We start from the raw sequence: 22,470 nt of genomic DNA on the forward strand, positions 1-22,470 counted from the left end.
CTGGCTTGCCTGCGATGAGGCCTTTACAGGCACCACAACGCCCAAACAAAAAGCCCCCACCCGGCCCACTGCGGATAGGGGACGCAATGGGCTGGGCGAGGGCTTCTTCTACGACCGTTTTACTGCGCGATAGTTTTCACCGACACACCACGTTCAATCGGCGTGGAGCGCCCGTAGATATCTTCAAACCGCTCGATATCGTCTTCGCCCAAATAGCTGCCCGATTGCACCTCGATGATCTCCAACGGGATCTTGCCCGGGTTGCGCAGGCGGTGCACCGAAGCGATGGGAATGTAGGTGGACTGGTTTTCGCAGAGCAGGAACACGTTCTCGTCACAGGTGACTTCGGCCGTGCCGCTGACCACGATCCAGTGTTCGGCGCGGTGGTGGTGCATTTGCAGCGACAGGCAAGCCCCCGGCTTGACCGAGATGTGCTTGACCTGGAAACGCCCGCCCATGTCCACCGAGTCGTAGGAGCCCCACGGGCGATAGACTTCGCAGTGGTTCTGGGTTTCGCTGCGGCCCTGTTCGTTGAGGGTCGAGACCATCTGCTTGACGCCCTGGACCTTGTCCTTGTGGGCAATCATCATCGCGTCCTTGGTTTCCACCACCACGATATTGTCCAGGCCGATCACCGACACCAGCTTGCCGTTGCCATGGATCATGCAGTTGCGGCTGTCCTGGATGACCACGTCGCCTTTGCTGACGTTGCCGTTGACGTCTTTGTCATTGACCGCCCATAACGAGGCCCAGCAACCTACGTCGCTCCAGCCGGCACTCAGCGGCACCACGCAGGCGCGCTGGGTTTTTTCCATCACGGCGTAGTCGATGGAATTGTCCGGGCAGCAGGCGAAGGTGGCTTCGTCGAGCGTTACGGTGTCGGCATCCTGCTCGCTGCGTTCCAGGGTGAGTACGCAGGTGTCGTAGATGTCCGGATCATGTTTTTTCAGCTCTTCAAGGAAGCGGCTGGCGCGGAACAGGAACATGCCGCTGTTCCAGAAATAACCGCCGCTTTTGACGAACTCAACAGCACGTTTTTCATCGGGTTTCTCCACGAACTGCTGCACGCGGCTCACGCCTTCGGGCAGCAGCGAATCGTTGGTGGACTTGATGTAGCCATAACCGGTTTCCGGACGGGTCGCCGGCACGCCGAACAGCACCATCTCGCCACGCTCGGCGGCCACGGTAGCCAGGGCCAGCGCACGTTGCAGGGCTTTCTGGTCGTCGATCACGTGGTCGGCCGGCAGCACCAGCATCAGTTCGTCGCGGCCTTCGTTGACCAGCATCATCGCGGTCAGGGCCACGGCCGGCGCGGTGTTGCGCCCGAACGGTTCCATCAGGATGCGCTGGCATTCGAGCTTACGCGTGCTCAGTTGCTCGTTGACGATAAAGCGGTGGTCCTTGTTGCAGACCACGATTGGGGAGTCCATGCCTTCAAACACCAGGCGCTCCAGGGTTTGCTGGAACAGCGTGTGCTCGCCGGTCAGGGCCAGGAATTGCTTAGGGAACTGTTTGCGGGAAAGCGGCCAAAGACGTGAGCCGCTACCACCGGAAAGGATTACTGGGATCATGGATGTTTCTCCTTGAATCGATTTGGGTCAGAGCTACGAAGGTTTGTCGTTTCACTCTTGTTTTTGTCTCGGTCTCTGTGGGAGCTGGCTTGCCTGCGATGCAGGCGACTCGGTCTGTCAGTGACACCGAGGTGATGCCATCGCGGGCAAGCCCGGCACCCACAGGGAAATTATTAGCGGGTCGACACCGGGCGTTTTACCCAGACTGGCGAGATGCTCGAACCGGAACCGGTCACATACAGCACCGCCGCTTCACCGCGCTCCAGGGCTACCGGCTTCACGTCGCCGACCTTTTTGTCACCGTCATACAGCGCCAGGCTGACTTTCACCGGGTTGATTTCGCGCTCGCCACGGCTTTTGGCGGCCACCGACTTGACCACGTCGGTCTTGCCGTCGGCGGTCTTCAGGGTCAGGGCCTTGTCGCTGAGGTTCTGCACGCGTACCAGGGATTTCTGCTTGTTCTTGAACGGCGGTTCTTCGATCAGTTGTGGCTGGCCGCTGCCGCTGTTAACCAGGGTGTAGTAGTGGTCGGCGGCGAGTTTGACCGGCACGGTCTGGCTGCCGACCTTGGCGCTGTAGTCGCCGCCCGGCATGAAGCTGAAGTCGCTGCTGGCCAGCGGTGCAACGTCGTTCAGGTTGGTGGCGCCGACGGTGGCGCTGACTTCCTGGTTACTGGCGTTGTAGACCCGCACGAAGCTTGAGCCTTTTGGCGCGGTTGGGCCGTAGAGGGCGGCGTCGCCCCCGGCGAAAGCGGACATCGATACGAAGCTCAAGCCGGCAGCAATAGCCAGGGTCTTGGCGAGACGACGCGGAGTAGTAGTGAAAGTCATGTGAGTTACCTCTCTTTCAGTTTTGCGCCCGGTCGGGCGTCTCGGATTTTTGGTGTTTAACTGGGGTGTTCAGTGCCATGTTTTGTTGGCGCGAACCGGCTTGTTTAAGCTGCGCAACCCACTGCGGGTCGGCGTCACCGATTTCGTTGTTGACGGGCAGATAACGTTCAGGAAATTCCCAGATCAGCACCTGTGGCGGGCTGTTCTTGAAGTCGTCGCTTTTCAGGTAGCTGAGCATCGGCAGAATCGGGCCGTGGCCGTCTTCGGAGTAGTTGATGACGTCGCTGTGCAAGGCTTGCTTGAGCGCGCCGACGAAGTTCCAGTTGGGGTTGGCGCTGTAGCTGGTGCCGACCAGTGCCACTGGGGTTTCGCTGTTGCTGAACAGCGCGTCGTCGCCTTGGTTTTCAGCCAGGTGCGTCACGCGTTTTTGCAGCGGCTCCTTGGGCGGCATCAGGTTTTCAAACAACGGGTCCAGCGGCAGGAACAGACGCAGGTCGCCTTTGTGCGGCTCCGTCTTCTCGGCCTCGGTCACAAAGCGTTGTCGTTCACCGCTGAGCGGCGTCTTTTCGCTAATCACCTTGGCCAGCTGTTTGGCGGCGATTTCGGCGCCGTCCGGCGTCCAGTGGGTGTCGGTGCGCAGGAACACTTGCTTGCCGCCAAGCTTGGCCTGTTGCAGCGGGCCTAGCAGGTCCGGGGCGATAATCTTGTCGGCAGCCACGCGGGCGTGGAAGTCCTGGTACAGGTTGGCGTGGATGCTCGCCGGTTTCACGTCACCCAGGTGTTCCGGGTACAGGCGCACCTTGGCCGGCACAATCGCCATGACCAATTGAATGCCTTGGGCTTTGAGCTTCTGGCGTACGCCTTCGACCAGCGCGTAGTTGCCCTCCAGGTTCTGGTCTTCATTGACGGCGGGGTTGAACTCCTCGTCGCTGTACAACCAGTGATCGCGGCCCAGCACCACGCCAGGGCGGCCTTCGTTGAACAGCTTGTAGTCCAGCGCAGCCCACAGGTTGGTGCCAATACGCTTGATCGGGAACTGGTCGTCGTAATGCGTTTCGACGGCTTTGGTCCAGCGACCATTGAGCACCGTCGCGTCGGGATTGGTGCTGAAGCCGAAGAAACTGCGCATCGACCAGGCGCCCAGGGCCAGCAGCACCAGCAGGAACAGCGCGATATAGAGGACGCGGAATGAACGGGTCATGGTCGGCTCCCTCAGAATTGGAAGTAAAGGAACGGCGAGAAACTCTGCGCCGACAATTTCAGGATCGACGCCACGAACAGCAGCAGCACTGCGGCGCGCATGGCGTAGCGTGGCCAGTCAGCGGTCCAGTAGGCCGGTTGCACGGCGGCGTCCTGGCCGACGGTGAAACCTGGCTGATGGATGCTGCCCGGGTTGTCGCCCGGCACGGCCTTGATCAGGCTCGGGTCGGCTGGCTTGGCTTTCTCGGCAGGGCGGTTGCTGTAGAAATCGCGCAGGCCAAAGAACGCCAGTGTTGCGTAGGCCACTACCAGGGTTGCCACTTGCAGGCCGGTGAGGTTGGCGCGGTTGAGTTCCGACAGCGACCACTCGCCAAAGCTGAACATCGCACCGTACATACGGCCGGCGACGTGCAGGTTCTCCGAGCGGAAGATTACCCAGCCCATCACCACCAGCAGGAAGGTGAAGGCCCAGCGCACCACGTTGAAACTGCGCGGCGCGGTGTTGAGGCCGATGGCTTTTTCAATCGCCAGCCACATGCCGTGCCAGGCGCCCCACGCGATGTAGGTGATGTTCGCACCGTGCCACAGGCCACCGAGCAGCATGGTCAGGAACAGGTTGCGGTAGGTGGTCAGCGTGCCTTTACGGTTGCCACCCAGGGTGATGTACAGGTAATCGCGCAGCCAGGTGGACAGGCTGATGTGCCAGCGGCGCCAGAACTCGGTGATCGACTGGCTGATGTACGGCTGTTTGAAGTTTTCCATGAAGCGGAAACCCATCATCAAGCCCAGGCCGATGGCCATGTCGCTGTAGCCGGAGAAGTCGAAGTACAGCTGCGCGGTGTAGGCCAGCGCGCCGAGCCAGGCATCGCCGGTGGTGGGGTTTTGCAGGGCGAAGCAATGGTCGGCCACCACCGCCAGGGTGTCGGCGATGAAGACTTTCTTGATGAAACCCTGCATGAACCGCGTGCAGCCCTCGGAGAACTTGTCGAGGGTGTGTGTGCGGTTGTTGAACTGGTCGGCCAGGTCGCGAAAGCGCAGCACCGGGCCGGCAATCAAGTGCGGGAAGATCGCTACGAACGCCGCAAAGTCGATGAGGTTGCGGGTGGCCGGGGTGTCGCCGCGGTACACGTCGATGATGTAGCTGATGGACTCGAAGATGTAGAACGAGATCCCGATCGGCAACAGCACGTGGGTGAGAATGAACGGCTCCAGGCCCGCCGACTTCATCATCACGTTGATGCTGTCGACACCGAAGTTGGCGTATTTGAAGTAGCCGAGAATGCACAGGTCGACCGCCACGCCCAACAGTAGCCAGCGTTGAGCCGGCTTGGTGCGCACGCCTGCCGCACCGACCTTGAGGCCGATCCAGTAATTCCACAGCGTGACGGCGGCGAACAGCGCCAGGAAGTCCACTCGCCACCAGGCGTAGAACACATAGCTGGCAATCAGCAGCAGCAGGTTGCGATAGCGTTGCCCGCTCAAATAGTACAAGCCGAGGAAAATCGGCAAGAACAGAAACAGGAACACATTGGACGAGAAAACCATCCCGATCTCTCCATGTTTAACCAACAGTCAAGGGCCAACGGCCCCCCCAAACCCCCCCCACGATTTCGGGGGAGGTTGTATTGCACTCTCACTGAAGGAACCGGGTCAGTGTGGGAGCGGGCTTGCTCGCGAATGCGGTGGCTCAGTAACGGATGTGTCGACTGACACACTGCATTCGCGAGCAAGCCCGCTCCCACATTTGGAGCCGGTTTCTTCAGTTAGCTTTGTTGCCTTTTTCATGCGTCGGGTCGTAGACCTTGGTCAGGTCACCGCCCAATCGGAAAGTCTTGAACGGCTGCATGCCATGCTTGCGCTCGAGCACATCCGGGGCGCAGGTGTAGAGGGTGCAGAAGGGTTCAAGCCAGGCAAATTTCATGTCCTCCTTGAGGTCCTTCATGTCCTGCTCTTTGCCGTTCTGCTTCTCGAAGATTTCCGGGTCTTTGACCCCGGCGAGCACCTTGTCACCCAGGCGTTTCAATGCACCGTTGTTTTCCTGGCGCAGGTCCACGCCGTTGACCAGGGCGAAGCTGGCGATCATCGACAGCGGCGGCAGCGCGTAGTTGTGGTACGACAGGGCACGTTGCTGGCGCTTCAATTCATTCGGCAGGAAGCCCTGGTCATCGACCTGGTTGGCGCCGACCTTGTATTCCTTCACCGCCCAATCAAACAGGTCGCGGCGGTTCACAGCGACGGACGTGGCCATCACCGACCAGGCCGCCCAGTAGGAGTGGTTGTTGGTTTTTTCCAGCGGCAGGTTGTCCCAGTCGCTGACGACCTGATCGGCCATTTTGCTGAACCAGGCTTCGATCAACTGCGACTCTTGCTGGTGGTTGGCCAGCGGGTGCGAGTCGGAGAACTTCAGGCGTACATAGGCCGAAGCCATGCTGCCCAGCGCCCATTTGCGCATGGACTTGCCGGTGTGGTTGAAGTCCTTGGACATCAACGCATCCGCCTTGGCCCAGCTCGTGAGCCAGTTCAAGGTGCATTCCAGCTGCTGCGGACGACCGTCGCGCATGAATTGCATCACGCGCTTGCTGGTGTCTTTTTCCAGCTTGGTGATGTCGGCGGTGCTGTCGCGAAAGGCTTTTTCGGATTGCACATTCAGGGTGGAACGGGCTTTGTCCGAACCTTCGTACTTGCTGCGAAATTGCAGCGAGCCGGTGTACGGCGCCGGCATGGCGTCGCAGTCATTCTTGAAATCGCCGGTCTTGAACGCTTCCACCGGGGCGAAATAACCCTGGGGTGGACGCAGTGGCGCGGCGGCATTCACGGAGCCGGCGAACATCGCCAGGCCCAGTAATGTTGGGATCAATAACTTCTGCATAGGTAACCTCATTGCCCGGTTGAGGCGGTCTGTTGACCACCGGCGGGGAATACGTTGCGTGTGCAAATTTTCGCTTCGACTTTCTGCGCGGCAGCGCCCTTTTCTGGGCCCTGCACTTCCACGGCCAGCAAGTTTTGCGAGGCCCAGTCTTCGTCGGTGCGCAGTTCAAAGGCGAAACGCCCGTCTGTATCGGATGTTTCGGGTTTGTCGATCTTGATGTCCTCGTGGCGCCCGTTCATGTACCAGAGGGTGGCTTGCAGGGTTTTCACCGACGGGTCGGCGAAGCGGATGTCGACCTGATGGCTGCTGTTGCGCAGGTCTTTGTTCGAACTGTTGACCATTAATTCGTTCTTGCCGGGTTTCAACGTGGTGCTGGCGCTCATCTGCGCGGTCTTGCCTTCGCAGCCGTTGTCGAGCAGCGACATCATCTGGCGGTAGATGGTCTCCTGGTCGAGGCGATACAGTGGCGAGAATTCCCAGATCAGAATTTTCGGCGGGGTTTTCTGGAATTCATCGCTGCCCAGGTACTGGATCATCGACCCTTCCAGGCCACCGCCGGGGAAGGCGACGTTGAGGATGTCGGCACCGATCTCCTGTTCAAGGAAGCCGGCGAAGTTGTAGTTCTTGCCGCTGTGGCTGGTGCCCACCAGGGTGATCTGCGGGTTGCCGGCATCGCTGAACAGGTCGCCGTCGCCCGCTTCGCCTTTGGGCTCGGTGGTGAATTGGTCCATGTACTGGATCGCGTAGCTGGTGCCGCACAGCTGCCCGGCCATGTTGTGCAGGGTGCCGGTCTTGCCCATGCGCCCGGAACGCTTGGTTTCGAACTCACGCTGGGGGATGCCGGCAAACTCCGGCATTGCACGCACTTTGGCACCGACGATTTTCGCCGTGCGCTGGGCACCGTACGGGGTCCAGTGTTGGTCGCCACGGAAGTAGAAATCGTGGGCGGGCAACTCATCCGGCAGTTGCTCGTTGGTAAGCGGCGACAAGTCCGGCACCACGTAACCCATCTTGGCAAAACGCCCGAGCATGGTTTTGTAATTGCCCAGCGCTTTGTCGAAATCGAAACTGGCTTTCTCTGCGGGGTTGAGCTTGTTGCGGTTCACCAGGCCACGGGTCGGCTGGTAGACCACCACCAGTTCCACGCCTTTGGCCTTGAACGCATCGTGCAGTTGTTGCATGCGCTTGTAGCCGGCGGGGCTGGTGTCGAATTCAGTGCGCAAATCTTCCTGGGTACGGAACAGCCAGTCGCCCTGGGCTTGCACCAGGGTGGTGAAGTTCTGCTGGTAGCGCGTGGTGTAGTTCTTCGCGTCATGGGCGGCCGGGCACAGGCTGCAGCACGGCTCGGCGCTGAACGTAGGCGCTTTCACTTCATCGGCGCGCACGCCCTGGCTGGCCGCCAGCAGGCCGAGGGTCAGACCCGAGAGGCTCAGCAGTTTGATCATGTGTGGGTGCATAAGGGTCATCCTCAGTCCTGCATTTGGGTCTGGCGTTCGACAGGATCGATCAGCACGGCTTTCTGCTGGCGCACCAGCAGGTCGAGAATTTCTTCCTGCCGGTCACCCAGCACGCCGTTGAAGCTGATGCCGCTGGATTTGGTCGGCGCCAGCATCGCTACGCGGTACAGCTCGACGCTCAACGGCGAGTCGATGGACAGCGGCCCGCTGCCGTTACCCGCGAGTTCACCGCCGACCACAATCAGCGAGACCTTGGTGTCGAACGGGTCGAGGGCGATGTCGCGGTCGGTGTCGGTCAAATCCTTGATGTGGCCGTACACGCCGGTCAGGCCGTTGGCCATGGCGCTGTTCTCGTACAGGCGAATGTTCACGCTGTTACGGATGCGGATACCGTGGCGACGATTGGCAATCACCTTGTTGCCCCACAGCAGGTTGTCGCCGCTCTCATAGAGGGTGATGCCGTCGGTGTGGTTGCGGTAGATCTCGTTGTCGGCGATCAGGTTGTTCACGCTGTTACGGTCGATCACCAGGCCTGAAAGCTTGTTGTCATAGCTGCGGTTATTGAAGATGAAGCTGTCGTTCACTTCCCGCGAAATGATGATGCCGTGCTTCTTCTTGGTGCCGTAGACGGTGTTGTCCGCGATGATCAGGCCGTGGGAACGGTCGTGCGGGTCAATCCCGTAGACGATGTTGTCTTTGTAGGTGTTGCCCTTGATCACGAAGCCGGTGGTCTCGTAGCAGTAGAAGCCGTACCACATGTCCGAGAATTCGGAATCGATGATCCAGCCGGTCGGCTCGGAGCGCTTGAGCACCTTGGCCATGTTCGGCGTGTACTGGGAAATACTCACCCCGTACGACTTACTGTTGGCGTAACCGAAACTGGCCATCTTGCTGTTGGCGATGTAGGTCTCGGTGCCGCCCCAGGCCAACAGGAACGGGCGGAATTCCTTGGGCGACTGGAAGGCCGCCGGTCCGTTGGCCTTTTCGTTCCAGCCGGTAATCCGGGTGTCGCGCACAAACAGCTGGCCGTCGTTGATCAGGAACGAACCGGCCTGCTGGGACAGGCGCAGTTCCTGAGTCTTCTTGTCGATTTCGAGGATGCCCTTGCGCCCGACCACGATCGGCAGCTTGGCCAGGAACACACCCGGCGACGTTTCGCTGAGGTACTGCTTGGGTACTTTGCCGAGCAGGTCCTTGAGGTTCATGTAGCCGTCGTCGACAAAGATCGCCTGGGGAATACCGTGTTGGCGCACCACCCATTCGGCCATCTTGTTGTCGCCGCCGATAAAGTCCTTGAGGGCGTCTTCTTGCATCATGCGGCGGATGCTGACTTTGCCGGGTTTGCTGCGCACGATCTTCTTTTCCATCGCCGCAGCGGTGTAGCCCGACAGGTCCGGCAGGGCCGGTTTGGCCATTTCCAGTGGCGCGGTTGGCGGGCTGGAGATGGTGTAGGTTTTGGCCTGTTGCAGTTCTTTGGCGATGGTCGGCGCTTTCACCGCCGCACCGTCGGCAAAGGCCGAAGTGCTGGCCAGCAGCATGGCTGCGACCAGCAGGCTGACCGAGCCTTTGAGGGCTTGAGGGTTCATCGCGCAGGCTCCCATCAGAATTTCCAGATCACGTCGACAAAGGCGCGGTGCATGTACGAGTCGACGCCGCTGCCATAGGCGTCGCCCGGCTTGAACACGCCCGCCCGCAAGCGCACCAGGGCCGACGGTTCGTTGATCGACTGGCTCAGCGCGGCCGGCAGCAAGCCTTTCTTGAAGTATTTGGTGACCACGACGTCCATCTCCTGGCCCAGGTCCTTCTTGCCGTCTTCAAGCGGCAACGAGGTGCTGGAGAGGATTGCGCCGGTCACGTCATCGGTGTTGTTCTGCACGGCATCGATGCCGTTGCTGCCCACCGGCTTGTTACCGTCTACGCGCCAGAACTTGTGGTAGACCAGGCTGGCGTCATAGTCCTCGCGCAGCTGCCAGGAACCGAACAGGCTCATGGACTGCATGTTGTTCATCTCGCCGCGAAACGCCTCGCCGAAGCGGTGCACGCGCGATTGGGTGCCGGTCCAGTTCGAACGGTTGCTTTGCAGACCGTTCTGCTCGTAATTGGCACTGGCGCGCGAGTAAGCCGCGCCGACTTGCCACTGCGGGTCGAGGCGCAGACGGATACCCAGGTCGGTGGCCCAGCCGCTCACGTCATCGCTGCGCTTGGCTTCTGTCGGGCGGGAGCCGTCGGCGTTCAAGGCGTTGACCGTGTCGCGGTTGCCTTTCATGCCAGTGACGCTGGCCCAGTAGTTGACGGTGTTGGTGTTGCGCCAGTTGTAGGCGTCGCTGTTGGCTTCGATACCGAGCCAGGTCATGTCGCCGTTTTCGCGCTTGTCCAACGGGTCGCTGGCCACACCCGGTTCGGCATAGTCGAGCTTGCCGTCGTCATGGGTGTGGTGGCCACGCAGGCCGATCCACTGCCCTGGCGTCCACTGGTAGGCGGCGTCGGCGTAGAAGTGCTTGCGGTCTTTGTCTTTAGGCGACAGTTCTTTCAGGTCGGTGCGGTATTCGCTGAAGCGTTCGGCGGCGCCGACATTGGCCTTGAGCAAGGTGGTGTCGAAGGTCCAGTTCAGCGCTTCGATATTGGTATCGCGCCATTGGCCGTCGTCATTGTTCAGGCGCTGGCGACCGAACTTGAGGAGCTCGCCAGGGTAGGGCGTGAAGCCGCTGTAGCCGACCCAGAACTCGCGCATGGCCAGGTAGTTTTTCTTGGTCTTGCGGTCGTTGTTGCTCGATTGTGAGGCGCTGTCATCGGAGGACTGTTGCAGGGTGTCGGTCTCGATGATGTCGCTCGACGTCACGGCCTGACCCATGGCATAGGCGCTCCACGCGCCGCTTTCGCCATAGACCCATGGGCGCAGGTCGAGGCCGATGCCGTTGACGTCGCCGCCGGGCTTGGTGCCCAGGTCGCGGTCGTCTTCGGACTGGCCGGTGATTTTCACTTCCAGGCCGAAGTTCTTGGCTTCGGTCAGCGCGGCCAGGGTCGGGCATGACCACAGCAGGGCGCAGGTCAGGCCGATGCCGGCCTTGACGAATGGGTTGAGCTTCATAGGGATTCCTCGCCGTCTTCTTCTTGCAGGGCGTGCAGTTGCAGCGTGCTCTGGGCCAGGGTGCCGCGCGTGGCCAGCTCCTGTTGCACCAGGCGTTGGCCTTCGGCGCGTTGCTCTGGCGTCAGTGGGGCTTCGAGCTGCGTGGCCAAGTCGTTGGCCTCTGGCGTGTCCTGGGCTTTAGCCAACTGGCTGAAGACGTAGGCGTTCAATGGGTTGGGCTGGGTGCCCTTGCCTTGGGAAAACAATTGGGCGATGGCGAAGTCGGCGCTGTTCTGGCCATTGCGCGCAGCGGTCAGCAAGTGGTCGAGGGCTTTTTGCGAGTAAACCTTGCCCAGGTAGCCACGGCGGTAGATCTGGCCGAGGTAGTAATCGGCGGCGACTTCCTTGCCCACGGCTTTTTCGAAGTGCGCTTCGGCGGCCTTGGCGTCCGCCGGCACCCACTTGCCTTCGTAGTAGAGCTTGCCCAGCAACAGTTCGGCGCGCGGCTGGTCGGCGGCGCGACCGTTGTCCAGGTACTTCATCATCTGGTCGACATCGCCCAGTTCGGGGAAGTCGTAGAGCAGTTGCGCCAGGCTGACCCAGGAGGCGGGGTAGCCGGGGGCGATTTTTTCCAGCAGGGCCTGGGCGGTTTTTTCGTCAGGCTTGCCGAGGGTCGCGTCGCCCAATACACGTGCAACGCTGTCGACGCGCTGGGCAGTGACGGTGCCACGGCTGTAAGCGGCTTCCATCTGCTTGAGGAGTTCGGCCTGTTTTTCCGGTTCGGCTCTTTTCTGGTAGACCGTGGCCAACTCGACGTAGCAGATGTCGGTGGTGTTCAACGCGGCCTTGCAGATGCGCTCCACATCATCCAGATGCTGGTCGTAGGTGTCCTGGGTGCGATACAGCAGCACCTGGGCCAAACCTGCTTCCGGGTAACCCGCCGCCTGCCACTTGCTGATCTGTTGCTGGGCATTCACGTTGGGGAAGCTGTGCGGGTATTGCAGGTAGAGCATCGCCAGCGGGATCAGGGTGTTGCCTTCGCCATTGGCAAAGGCTTTTTTCAGCAGCCCTTCGGCTTCGTGCTGCTCGGCCTCGGTGGCGCCCGGCTTGGCCACCAGCAGGCGACCCAGGCGGGCCTGGGCTCGCGGCGAGGTATCGGCGGCGGCGCGGTAGGTGGCCTCGGCCTGGCGGATTTGCTCGGGGTCGCGGGTGGTCACCTGGATATCCGCCAGGCCGACTTGGGCCTCGCTGTAACCCAGGTTTGCCAGCTGCTGATAATTCTGTTGGGCGGTGACCGTGTCGCCACGTTTGAGGGCTTCGTTGGCCAGGCGCTGGTCGGGCAGGCCGGCGCAACCGGCGAGGCTGACCGCCAGTGCCAATGTGCAGAATGCAGAGGCGAAGTGCGACCCGCTCTGTGTGGGAGCTGGCTTGCCTGCGATGCGGGCAACTCGATCTTTCAGGTGCACCGAGTCGATCCCATCGCGGGCAAGCCCGGCTCCCACAGTGCTCTGTGTTGTGCTTGAAATAGGGTTCACAGGCATGCCCTCGCTTACAGACCGTGAGCCATGGCTTTATCGATCAGCCAGTTCAGCGAAGGGCCACGGTCGCTGGTTACTTCAACCGGGCGGCCGGCGTAGGTGCTGTCCAGCGGCGCATCCGGCTTGATCTGTACGCGGATGTCCGAGGACAGGTCGTCGCTGTTCAGGCTGGCGCTGCTGACGATGGTGCCGGTGCGGACCTGTTCTTCGTCGGCCACCTGGAAGCTCACGGCGGTACCTGGGCGCACGTCGGCGAACTGGCGATAGGTGAAGCGCGCTTCTACATTGGCCAGGCTGCCGCGTGGCACCAGTCGGAAGATCACGTCGCCCTTGCTGGCGTACTGACCGTCGGCGACCAGTTGCTGGGCGACGACGCAATCACACGGGGAGGTCAGGGTGCCGGTCATTTGCTTGCCGAACAGTTCTTCGACCTTGGCCGGTTGCAACTGCTCTTCGTCCAGATGGCCCTTGAGCACATCGAGCATGCTGGTGCTGAACGTCGCCAATGGCGCGCCTTTGGCCGCTACCGCGTCACCTTTGAGCAGGCTTTGTACGGTACCGTCGCGCGGCATGGTTACGTTCATGCCGGGCACGCTGACGAGGCCGGCCTGGGCGTGGCTGACGAAGTACATGCCGTAGACCGACTTGAAGACAAAACCGAACGCGGCGAGGCCGACAATGAAGATCCCGGCGCTGAACACCACGGCGCGCAGGCGACCGAACGCGGTCATGCCGCTGCCGCCATCCTTGACCTTGCGCGCCTTGGTGAAGTTGTCCCGTTGCAGGGTCGCCAACACGTCGCCCATGGTCACGATGTCGCCCGACAAGTGCGAGGTGATCAAGTGGCGCAGGGTGGAAATATCCTGGGCATCGAGGTTCTGGAACTGGCAACCGGTGCGGCCGCTCTGGCGATCGTAGGAGCGAATCTGCAGCTCTACATCCATGGCCAGGCCGAGGTTGTCGATGACGAATTGCAGGCGGCCCTTGTGCACTTCACCCACGGTCAGCGGCTGCGTGGCGGTGAACGCCAGGCCGCCGGCGGACAGGTCGATTACCCGTGCTTCGGTCTGGGTGCGGTCGGTGTTGAAAAAGCGGAGCTTGGCCGGGATTTTGACCCGGGCATGTTGGCGCTGGGCTTCGGATTCGTGGACAACATTGGCGTTTACGGGGCTGTTCATCAGGGCAATTTCCTAGAGTTAATTCAGGCTTGGCTGTCAGACCATCATCAGCAACACGGCGACGAATATGCTGCCGGCGGAGAAGGTCATGGTCCGAGACGACCAGGTGTTGAACCAACGTTGAAAGCTGGCCAAATCGCGGGTCAGTTTGGTGTCCTGGCGGGTCCAGGACTGTTGATCAAGGCGGAAGAACACGTAGATCTTCACCAGCGCGCCCATGATCTGGTTGTAATAGAGAATCACCGGGTACGCCGGGCCGATGGTGTGGCCGGAGCACGACAGCAGCAGGGTCAGGATCAAGCGGGTGATGCCGATCCACAGCAGGTACGCGAGGATGAACGCGCCGCCGTACTTGAAGGTGGCGATGACGGCCACGGTCAGGCCGAGCAGGGACGTCCACATCGACACGCGCTGGTCGAACAGCACCACGCTGGTGAACAGGCCCAGGCGCCGTACGCCCAGGCCGAGCGCGCGGGAGTTCTGGCGCAGGTTGTTGCCGTACCAGCGGAACATCAGCTTGCGGCTGGCCTTGATGAAGCTCTTTTCCGGCGGGTGTTCCACGGTGTTGATCGCGGCGTCCGGCACGTAGAAGGTGTCGTAACCGAGGCGCATCAGGCTGAACCAGCTGGACTTGTCATCCCCGGTCAAAAACTTGAAGCGGCCCAGGCGCCAGTGTTGCAGCGAGTCGCTTTCCACGTCGGCGATAAAGCCCGGGTCGGTGACGACGCTGGCACGGAACACCGACATGCGCCCGGTCATGGTCAGCACGCGCTTGGACAGGGCCATGGAACACATGTTGATGTGGCGCTGGGCGAAGCGCAGTTTGTGCCACTCGCTCATGATGTAGCCGCCGCGCACTTCGCAGAACTCGTTGGTGGTCAGGCCGCCGACATTGCCGAACAGCTGGAACCACGGCACGGTCTTGCGTACTACGCCTTCGGCGAGCACGGTGTCGCCATCGATCACTGCGACCACTGCACGGTCATCCGGCAGGTGGCGGGAGATGGCGCGGAAGCCGTAGGCCAGGCCGTCACGTTTGCCGGTGCCGGCGATGCGGACGAAGTCGAGCTTCACGTGGTCCGGCGGGTTCATGCGCTCCCACAGGCTTTTCACCAGCAGCTCATCGGACATTTCCACCAGCGAGCAGACCACGGTGGTGGGGAAGCCGCATTCGATGGCCTCGCGAATCACCGAGCTGTAGACCTGGGCGGTGGTCAGTGCATCGATACGGAAGCTGGTGACCATCAGGAAGACATGGGATGGGTCTGCCGCCTTGCCCAGCTTGCGCACCTTGCGCCGCAGGTGTGGGTAGACCACATACAGGAACAGCATGCCGCGAAAGAAATGCGTAGCACCCATCGAGTAGCGCCAGATACCGACGGCGCCAATCAGGAAAATAAAATTCTTCGACTCGGAGTCGAAGGTGCTGGCTGGCAAAGCCAGAGCTAGAAGCGCTAAAAGCCCCAGAAATAATAGCCAGCCAGTCGCTTGGTTTAACCGTTGCATATTCATGTCCGTCACGGAGGAGTAGGGCTTCAAGCTGCAAGCTACAAGCTGAAAAAAGATCGCTTCTAACTTGCAGCTTGCCGCTTGAAACTAGCCGCTGCTCCTCACCAACAAATACCTTCGGTACGGCCACTTACGCTGGTGGCCTTGGACATGAAGCCCACCAGGTCGACCACTTGCTTGCCGTGCGGTGCGTTATGCGCCAGGGCACGGAATTTCTCGTCACGGTTGCCGAGGATGATCACGTCGGAGTTGTTGATCACCTCATCGAAGTCCGAGTTGAGCAGGGACGACACGTGCGGGATCTTGCCTTCGATGTAGTCCTTGTTCGCACCGTGCACACGGGCGTATTCGACGTTGCTGTCGTAGATGCTCAGGTCGAAGCCCTTGCCGATCAGCATTTCCGCGAGCTCTACCAGTGGGCTTTCGCGCAGGTCGTCAGTGCCGGCCTTGAAGCTCAGGCCCAGCAGCGCGACTTTGCGTTTGTCATGGCCGGCGACGATGTCGAAGGCGTTCTGTACCTGGGACTCGTTGCTGCGCATCAGCGAGTTCAGCAGCGGCGCTTCCACGTCCAGGGCACCGGCGCGGTAGGTCAGGGCACGCACGTCTTTTGGCAGGCACGAGCCGCCGAACGCGAAGCCAGGGCGCATGTAGTACTGGGACAGGTTGAGGGTCTTGTCCTGGCACACCACTTCCATCACTTCACGGCCATCGACGCCAACGGCCTTGGCGATGTTGCCGATCTCGTTGGCGAAGGTGACTTTGGTGGCGTGCCACACGTTGCAGGTGTACTTGATCATTTCGGCGACGGCGATGTCCTTGCGGATGATCGGCGCGTCGAGTTCTTCGTACAGCGACTGCAGGACATCGCCGGAGGCTTTGTCGAACTCGCCGATGACCGTCATCGGCGGCAGGTCGTAGTCGGCGATGGCAGTGGATTCGCGCAGGAATTCCGGGTTGACCGCGACACCGAAGTCGACGCCGGCTTTTTTGCCGGAGCAGTCTTCGAGGATCGGGATGACAACGTTGGCCACAGTGCCCGGCAATACGGTACTGCGCACCACGATGGTGTGGCGGGTGGTCTTGTCACGCAGGACAAAACCGATCTCGCGGCATACCGATTCGATGTAGTTGAGTTCCAGATCGCCGTTTTTCTTGCTCGGCGTGCCGACGCAAATCATCGAGAGGTCGGTATCGCGGATGGCGTCGGCGAAGTTGGTCGTGCCGCGCAGTCGACCGTTTGCGATGCCTTGGCTCAACAGTTCGCCCAGACCCGGTTCAACGATGGGCGATTTGCCGGCATTGATCAGGTCGATCTTATCCTTGGAGATGTCTACACCGACCACTTCATGGCCACGGGCAGACAGGCAACCGGCACAGACTGCGCCGACGTAACCTAGACCAAATATGCTGATGCGCATCGCATTTACCTCTTTGTCATTGAAGACGATATTAATCATGCCAATTAGATGGCCGGAGTTCATGTTTGCAAGCGTCACTGATGCCACGAAAGTTGGGCGAATAGACGCCGACTTGCCGTGTATAGGCATGTTAAATAACGAGTGACTCATCATTGCACTCAAGTTGTGCGAAACGTGGCCTTGTTATTGGAGCCTGCCCTGAAATGCAGCCAGCCTTCTTGGGAGAAGGGCCTGGCGCCAGTGCCGCAGAGCCTTGATAGAGGCTTTAAGCCTTTAATTATCAATGCCTTGGGTTGTATCACTGACCCATTAGGGGAGGTTGAGCCTTGGCCTTATAGTTCGTGGCAATTCTTCCTTGTCGCCGCTATTAACTAATCGGTTGGTAATATGACCCCTGAGTCAAAGTTAAATATGACAACTTTGCTACTTCCGTTGGTCGCCATGTAAGTCATCTCTTACAGCAACAGAGAATTTCGTTACCGGTGGTATGAGCGGTGCATCAGGATGAAGTTCCTGGCCGCTCATCCTGTTTCCAGAAATTTCTTGAAATATTAGAAAAGATGGCACTGGCATTACAGTGATAGCACTTGCTACTTGGGCGAGTCGTAATAGGGAGTTGGTGAGGCAGGATAGTTTTGTGCCACTACCGTTTGAAAAAAGCGGTGCCACTACGAAAAAAAATTTGAAATGTCGAGTGAAAGATTTGTTAGGGATGTGTCTTTGTGTTTTTTGACGTCAAATAAATGACGATTTCGGGCTTGGAATGTAAACAAAAATGTGGGAGCTGGCTTGCCTGCGATGGCGCAATTTCAGTCAGAGAACAGTCGACTGATACTCCGCTATCGCAGGCAAGCCAGCTCCCACATTAGAGTGTTAGCGTTTGTGAGGGCTGAGCAAGGCCTTATTCCGGTGCGTGATCGCGCAAAAACACCAAATTGTCCGGCTTGGACTGCTCTGCGTTGAAGCGATAACCCTGCACATCAAACTGCTTGAGCTTGGCCGGGTCGTTGATGCGCTCTTCGATCACAAAGCGGCTCATCATGCCCCGCGCTTTCTTGGCGTAGAAGCTGATGATCTTGTACTGACCGTTCTTCAGGTCCTTGAATTCGGTGTTGATGATCCGCGCGTTCAGAGCCGTGCGCTTGACGGCCGAGAAGTATTCGTTGGAGGCCAGGTTGAGCAGCAAATCATCGCTTTGTTCGGCCAGTGCTTCATTCAACCACTCGCTGATGCGCGTGCCCCAGAACGCGTAGAGGTCCTTGCCACGGGCGTTGGCCAGTTTGGTGCCCATCTCCAGGCGGTACGGCATCATCAGGTCCAGCGGGCGCAGCAGGCCGTACAGGCCCGAGAGCATGCGCAGGTGGTCCTGGGCGTAGCTGAAGTCGGCATCGCTGAAGGTTTCGGCGTTGAGGCCGGTGTAGACGTCGCCCTTGAATGCCAGCAGGGCCTGTTTGGCATTGGCCGGGGTGAAGGCGGGCGTCCAGCTGCCGAAGCGGGCGGCGTTGAGGCCGCCGATTTTATCGGAGACGTGCATCAACTCGCTGATTTGCGCCGGGCTGAGTTCGCGCAGTTGTTCGATCAGCTCCTGGGAGTGGTCGAGGTACTGCGGCTGGGTGAAGCGCGGGGTGACCGGCTTTGACTCGAAATCGAGGGTTTTGGCGGGGGAAATCACCATCAGCATGAAATCGTCTCCTTTAATCGTGGCGTGTCGCGTGGGCGGGATTCTAGGGGGTTGGGGGGTTAGACTCCACCTATGATGGTGATAGGGCGCTGCTTTGTCGTTGGTGTACATATCCGTTGCTGCGGTAACGGCGGCTTAGGGTTCCGCCCTTACGGCGGGTCACTTTTTTACAAAGCGCCTAAAAAAGTAACCAAAAAACGCTTTGCCCCACCACTCGGTGCCTCGCCTGGGCTCGGCATGCCCGAACTCCGGCTTGAATCCGTGGGCCGCCGCGATGGGCCATCCTTGGCCCAGCGCGGCTAACCCGGCGTCCTGCCGGGTTACCCACGGATTCAAGCCTGCGTTCGGCCATCGTGGTTAACGGGGCCTGTCAGATCAAGATCGACAGCAGATCAACAGCAGAGCACGGCGGCCTGGTAGCCGACCTGAGTGGTAGAAGCGAAAGCAGGGCAAAAACACAGCAGAGGCAGATCAGAAGCAGAACTGCTTTTCTGTGGGAGCTGGCTTGCCTGCGATGCAGACACCTCGGTCCACCAAGTACACCGAGTTGATGCCATCGCAGCGGTTCGGCGGTCCGACAAGCCAGCTCCCACATTGACCGAGTACAGCCTGAAGAGCCTCACACCCTCTGCCCGATGTACCGAGTTCCAAATGTGGGTGCGGCGGTGCGACGATTCGACTTGCTCGCGAATGCGCTGGGTCAGTCACCAGATGCATCAACTGACACGCTGCTATCGGGAGCGAGCCCCTTCCCACATTTAACCGCGTTCAGCTTCCAGGATCAGGTCGGCTGTCAGGCATCCTCGGCGTTGCTTTTGATCTACACCACTCAGGTCGGCAACCGGGGCGCCGTGCACTGCTTTTGATCTTAGGCGGCCCGATCCGTACAGGCTCTTTCAAACGTGACCCGTTGTAAGCCCGGAACCCTGAGTGGCCGTTACCCAAACAACGGATATACACACCAACCCAGTAGCTCCCCCAGGTGATCGGCTATAGTGCCCGACAACTCTGGAAAGGGAGACCCTGTGTGCGAATTGCGTTTTTACTGTCGGCTTGTTTGCTGTGCTTGGGCGCCCAGGCGGCGCCGGTGGATGTGGCAAGCCTGGACCGTGGTGTCTGGCCGGAGAAGCTAAGCAGCCCCGCGCTGTTCGACGTCGCCTCACGCGCCGAAATCCTGATGTTCGCCCATAGTTTGATCGCCAGCGAAGCCCAGGATGAAGCCGTGCTCAAACAGCGCTTGGGCCTGAAGATCATCAACCTGGCCGCCATTGACGACCTGCGCCGGCAACTCTGGCAGCGCCTGCTGGAGAACTACACCTTTGCCGAGCAAAGCTGCGAAGAAGATGCCTCGTTCTGCTACCTGGTGGAAAGCATGGACGACCTGCGCGAACAGGCCGGCAAGTTCCAGGTCAGTGACAACTCTTTCTATATAGGCTGGGCCAACCCCAGCCACAATTTCCACGAGCGCTACCTGGACGAACTGCTGCGCAAAGCCGCGTTGTTCCCGCAGATCAGCAGTGAAGTCGCGCGTTTTGGCGACCACGAACGCAATGGCGACGAATTCAACGACCGCATGTTCCTTTTGACCTTCGACGGCGGCCCGGCACCCGTCAGCGGCAATACTGACTGGCTCACTGACTACCTGCGCAAGCAGAAGCTCAACGCCACCTTCTTCGTCCTCGGCAGCAGTTTGCAAACCCGCGTGGAGCGCAGTTCGGCCGCTGACGTACAAGCGCTGTACCAGGGACAGTGCGTGGGCACCCAGGGCTGGCAGTATCGCTCCCACAGTCATTGGGTCGAGTGGCAAGGCTCGATCACGCGCAGTGCATCGCTGGCGCAGAATCTGATGCCGGAGAACTACGTGCCGCTGTTTCGTCCGCCTTACGGCCAGCGGCGCGCCGACAGTCAGGGCTTCTTCCAGTCCCAGGGTTTGCAGGTGGCACTGTGGGATATCGATTCCCAGGACGAGCCGGGCAAACTCAAGGCCGATGAGGCGGCGCAACGCGTATTGACGTTGATGTTGCTGTGGCGCAAAGGGGTGATTGTGTTTCACGACACTCAGGACAAGGCGCGGGTCGCATTACCGATGTTGCTACAGGCCACGGCGCAAAGCGGGTTGGGTTGGCAGGACTGCCGGGAGGCGTTTCGCTGAAAAAGATGAAGTGCCCGGCCCTGTTGGGGATAAGGCTTTTTCGGGGTGATTTTGTGCGACATTTCGATGCAGGCGGACTTCCGACTTTAACGGGGCCCATGGCACTCGGCTAGTGCTATTCGTCATCCTGAAAAATAAACTTCAGAAAAGTGTCAAAGTGCTTTTTCCTGTCATCGTTTTTGCGGTATTACGAAGTCAGATCGCCGAAACCTGCAACACAGGTGGCGTCTTCCAAGACTCCTCATGTGGGCACTGCACTTGACGTCACTGCGGTGCAGTCGGTGGTCGAATCGAGGCGCAGCACTGTTGTGGTATTGCGTCGACTGGCTCCCACAAAGGTGACCGAGTATGGATGATCATGGACGTAACCCTTCTTCCGACCAGCCAATCCTTTATGTGCTTGATACCAACGTACTGATTCACGATCCAAACGCACTGCTTAACTTCGAAGAACACCACGTCGCTATCCCGATGATCGTGCTTGAGGAGCTCGACAAACTCAAAAGCGGGCACCACAGCGTTGCCGCCGAGTGCCGCCAGGCCATTCGCCTGATCGACAAGACCCTGGGTGAAGCCTCACCCGAGGACGTTGAAGTCGGCGTGCCTATCCAGCGCGGAAAAAGCGGGCCCAAGGGCTTGCTGTCGATTCTGATGAACAAGCGCAGCGAGCCCAACAGCCTGCTGCCGGAGAATCTGAACGACAACAAAATCATCAACCAATTGATCGACCTGCACGCGCGTGACAAGGACTTGCGCCTGGTGCTGGTGACCAAAGACATCAATATGCGCCTCAAGGCACGAGCGTGTGGGATCGCTGCCGAGGACTACAGTACCGACCAACTGGTCGACGACGTGTCGATGCTGTCCCGCGGTTATCACACGATGACCGGCTCGTTCTGGGACCGCGTCAGCAAAGTCGAAACCCGTCAGGACCATGGCCGCACCTGGCACCAGGTACAGCTGACCGACAACCTGCCTGCCGTGCATATCAATGAGTTCATCATCGACGAACAGGGTTTTGTGGGCTGGATCAAAGAGATCCAGGTCGACAAGCTGCTGATCCTCGACCTGCATCAGGAACCCCTGTTGCACCAGGAAGCCTGGGGCCTGAAACCGCGTGACATCTACCAGAGCCTGGCGCTGTATGCGCTGCTCGACCCGGATATCCACCTGGTCAACCTGACCGGGGCTGCAGGCTCGGGTAAAACCATCCTCGCCCTGGCGGCCGCCATCGAACAGACCATGGTGACCAAGCGCTATCGCCGCATCATTGCCACCCGCAGCGTGCAGGGCCTGGACCAGGAAATCGGTTTCCTGCCCGGCACCGAGGCGGAAAAAATGGAGCCGTGGCTGGGGGCGATCACCGACAACCTCGAAGCCTTGCACATGGATGACGAAAACACCCATGGCAGCGTCGATTACATCCTCAGCAAAGTGCCGTTGCAGTTCAAATCCCTCAACTACATCCGAGGTCGCAGCTTCCAGCAAAGCCTGATTTTGATCGATGAATGCCAGAACCTGACGCCGCACCAGATGAAAACCATCATCACCCGTGCCGGCGCCGGTTCCAAAGTGGTGTGCCTGGGCAACCTGGCACAGATCGACACCCCTTACCTGTCCGCGACCAGCTCCGGGCTGACTTACCTGACGGAACGCTTCAAAGACTTCCCGAACGGCGTGCACATTGCGCTGCAAGGGGTGCCTCGCTCGATTCTGGCTGAATACGCCGAGTCCCATTTGTAAAACACGCTGATGTCGTAGTTGGTGGCTAAATGCCACGAACCACCCCGGATTTCTCACGAAATCCGGGGTTTTTGTTGTGGGCGACATTTGTCTTCGTTAATGCGTCCAGGGTGCTTGTAGTCTTTGTAATTATTTTGTTACATTTTTTGCCGCCGCAAAAACAATAACAACGCTGTGTGACTCCCGTCGAAACACCACCTCATTGATTCGACGACGTTTTGAGAACCCCTTCGGGTTTTCCGCGTGACCCTGCCTAT

The 22,470-nt window shown here is 59.7% G+C and carries 15 protein-coding genes; 2 read left to right on the forward strand and 13 right to left on the reverse strand.

The window, feature by feature from the left end; all coding sequences use genetic code 11:
- Nucleotides 1–119: 119 nt before the first annotated feature.
- The 13 genes from A7J50_RS04950 to yaaA form a co-directional block, all read right to left on the reverse strand.
- Nucleotides 120–1,571, reverse strand: coding sequence for a mannose-1-phosphate guanylyltransferase/mannose-6-phosphate isomerase (locus A7J50_RS04950; protein ID WP_064450789.1), 1,452 nt, complete (start codon nucleotides 1,569–1,571; stop codon nucleotides 120–122).
- Nucleotides 1,572–1,744: 173 nt separating this feature from the next.
- Nucleotides 1,745–2,401: an alginate O-acetyltransferase AlgF gene (locus A7J50_RS04955; protein ID WP_064450790.1), complete on the reverse strand. Its 657-nt coding sequence runs from the start codon at nucleotides 2,399–2,401 to the stop codon at nucleotides 1,745–1,747.
- A 16-nt stretch (nucleotides 2,402–2,417) separates the two neighbouring features.
- Nucleotides 2,418–3,602, reverse strand: coding sequence for an alginate O-acetyltransferase (locus tag A7J50_RS04960; RefSeq protein ID WP_064450791.1), 1,185 nt, complete (start codon nucleotides 3,600–3,602; stop codon nucleotides 2,418–2,420).
- 11 nt (nucleotides 3,603–3,613) lie between these two features.
- Nucleotides 3,614–5,146, reverse strand: a complete 1,533-nt coding sequence (locus A7J50_RS04965; RefSeq protein WP_064450792.1) for an MBOAT family O-acyltransferase — start codon at nucleotides 5,144–5,146, stop codon at nucleotides 3,614–3,616.
- 214 nt (nucleotides 5,147–5,360) lie between these two features.
- A complete protein-coding gene (locus tag A7J50_RS04970) occupies nucleotides 5,361–6,470 on the reverse strand; it encodes a mannuronate-specific alginate lyase (protein WP_156526249.1) in 1,110 nt (369 codons plus the stop codon).
- An 8-nt stretch (nucleotides 6,471–6,478) separates the two neighbouring features.
- Nucleotides 6,479–7,927, reverse strand: coding sequence for an alginate O-acetyltransferase (locus tag A7J50_RS04975; protein WP_064454856.1), 1,449 nt, complete (start codon nucleotides 7,925–7,927; stop codon nucleotides 6,479–6,481).
- A gap of 11 nt (nucleotides 7,928–7,938) precedes the next feature.
- Entirely contained in the window at nucleotides 7,939–9,528 is a 1,590-nt protein-coding gene (gene algG / locus A7J50_RS04980; RefSeq protein ID WP_064450794.1) for a mannuronan 5-epimerase AlgG, read from the reverse strand.
- A complete protein-coding gene (locus A7J50_RS04985) occupies nucleotides 9,528–11,015 on the reverse strand; it encodes an alginate export family protein (RefSeq protein ID WP_064450795.1) in 1,488 nt (495 codons plus the stop codon). The genes algG and A7J50_RS04985 overlap by 1 nt, the downstream gene beginning before the upstream one ends.
- A complete protein-coding gene (gene algK / locus A7J50_RS04990; protein ID WP_237140888.1) occupies nucleotides 11,012–12,535 on the reverse strand; it encodes an alginate biosynthesis TPR repeat lipoprotein AlgK in 1,524 nt (507 codons plus the stop codon). Before algK ends, A7J50_RS04985 begins: the two co-directional genes overlap by 4 nt.
- 8 nt (nucleotides 12,536–12,543) lie before the next feature.
- The gene (locus A7J50_RS04995) at nucleotides 12,544–13,710 is read right to left on the reverse strand and encodes an alginate biosynthesis protein Alg44 (protein ID WP_064450797.1); all 1,167 of its coding nucleotides are present in this window, start codon (nucleotides 13,708–13,710) and stop codon (nucleotides 12,544–12,546) included.
- Between the two features lie 36 nt (nucleotides 13,711–13,746).
- Entirely contained in the window at nucleotides 13,747–15,222 is a 1,476-nt protein-coding gene (gene alg8 / locus A7J50_RS05000) for a mannuronan synthase (RefSeq protein ID WP_156526250.1), read from the reverse strand.
- A gap of 98 nt (nucleotides 15,223–15,320) precedes the next feature.
- Nucleotides 15,321–16,637: a nucleotide sugar dehydrogenase gene (locus A7J50_RS05005; RefSeq protein WP_064454857.1), complete on the reverse strand. Its 1,317-nt coding sequence runs from the start codon at nucleotides 16,635–16,637 to the stop codon at nucleotides 15,321–15,323.
- A gap of 901 nt (nucleotides 16,638–17,538) precedes the next feature.
- On the reverse strand, nucleotides 17,539–18,318 hold the full coding sequence (gene yaaA, locus A7J50_RS05010) for a peroxide stress protein YaaA (RefSeq protein ID WP_064450799.1): 780 nt from the start codon (nucleotides 18,316–18,318) through the stop codon (nucleotides 17,539–17,541).
- A 1,027-nt stretch (nucleotides 18,319–19,345) separates the two neighbouring features.
- Here yaaA and A7J50_RS05015 point away from each other — a divergent pair.
- Together A7J50_RS05015 and A7J50_RS05020 are read left to right on the forward strand one after the other, a co-directional pair.
- A complete protein-coding gene (locus A7J50_RS05015) occupies nucleotides 19,346–20,470 on the forward strand; it encodes a polysaccharide deacetylase family protein (protein WP_064450800.1) in 1,125 nt (374 codons plus the stop codon).
- A 348-nt stretch (nucleotides 20,471–20,818) separates the two neighbouring features.
- A complete protein-coding gene (locus tag A7J50_RS05020; RefSeq protein WP_053254513.1) occupies nucleotides 20,819–22,213 on the forward strand; it encodes a PhoH family protein in 1,395 nt (464 codons plus the stop codon).
- Nucleotides 22,214–22,470: the final 257 nt, after the last annotated feature.

The organism is Pseudomonas antarctica (assembly GCF_001647715.1).
Classification (GTDB): Bacteria; Pseudomonadota; Gammaproteobacteria; order Pseudomonadales; family Pseudomonadaceae; genus Aquipseudomonas; species Aquipseudomonas antarctica_A.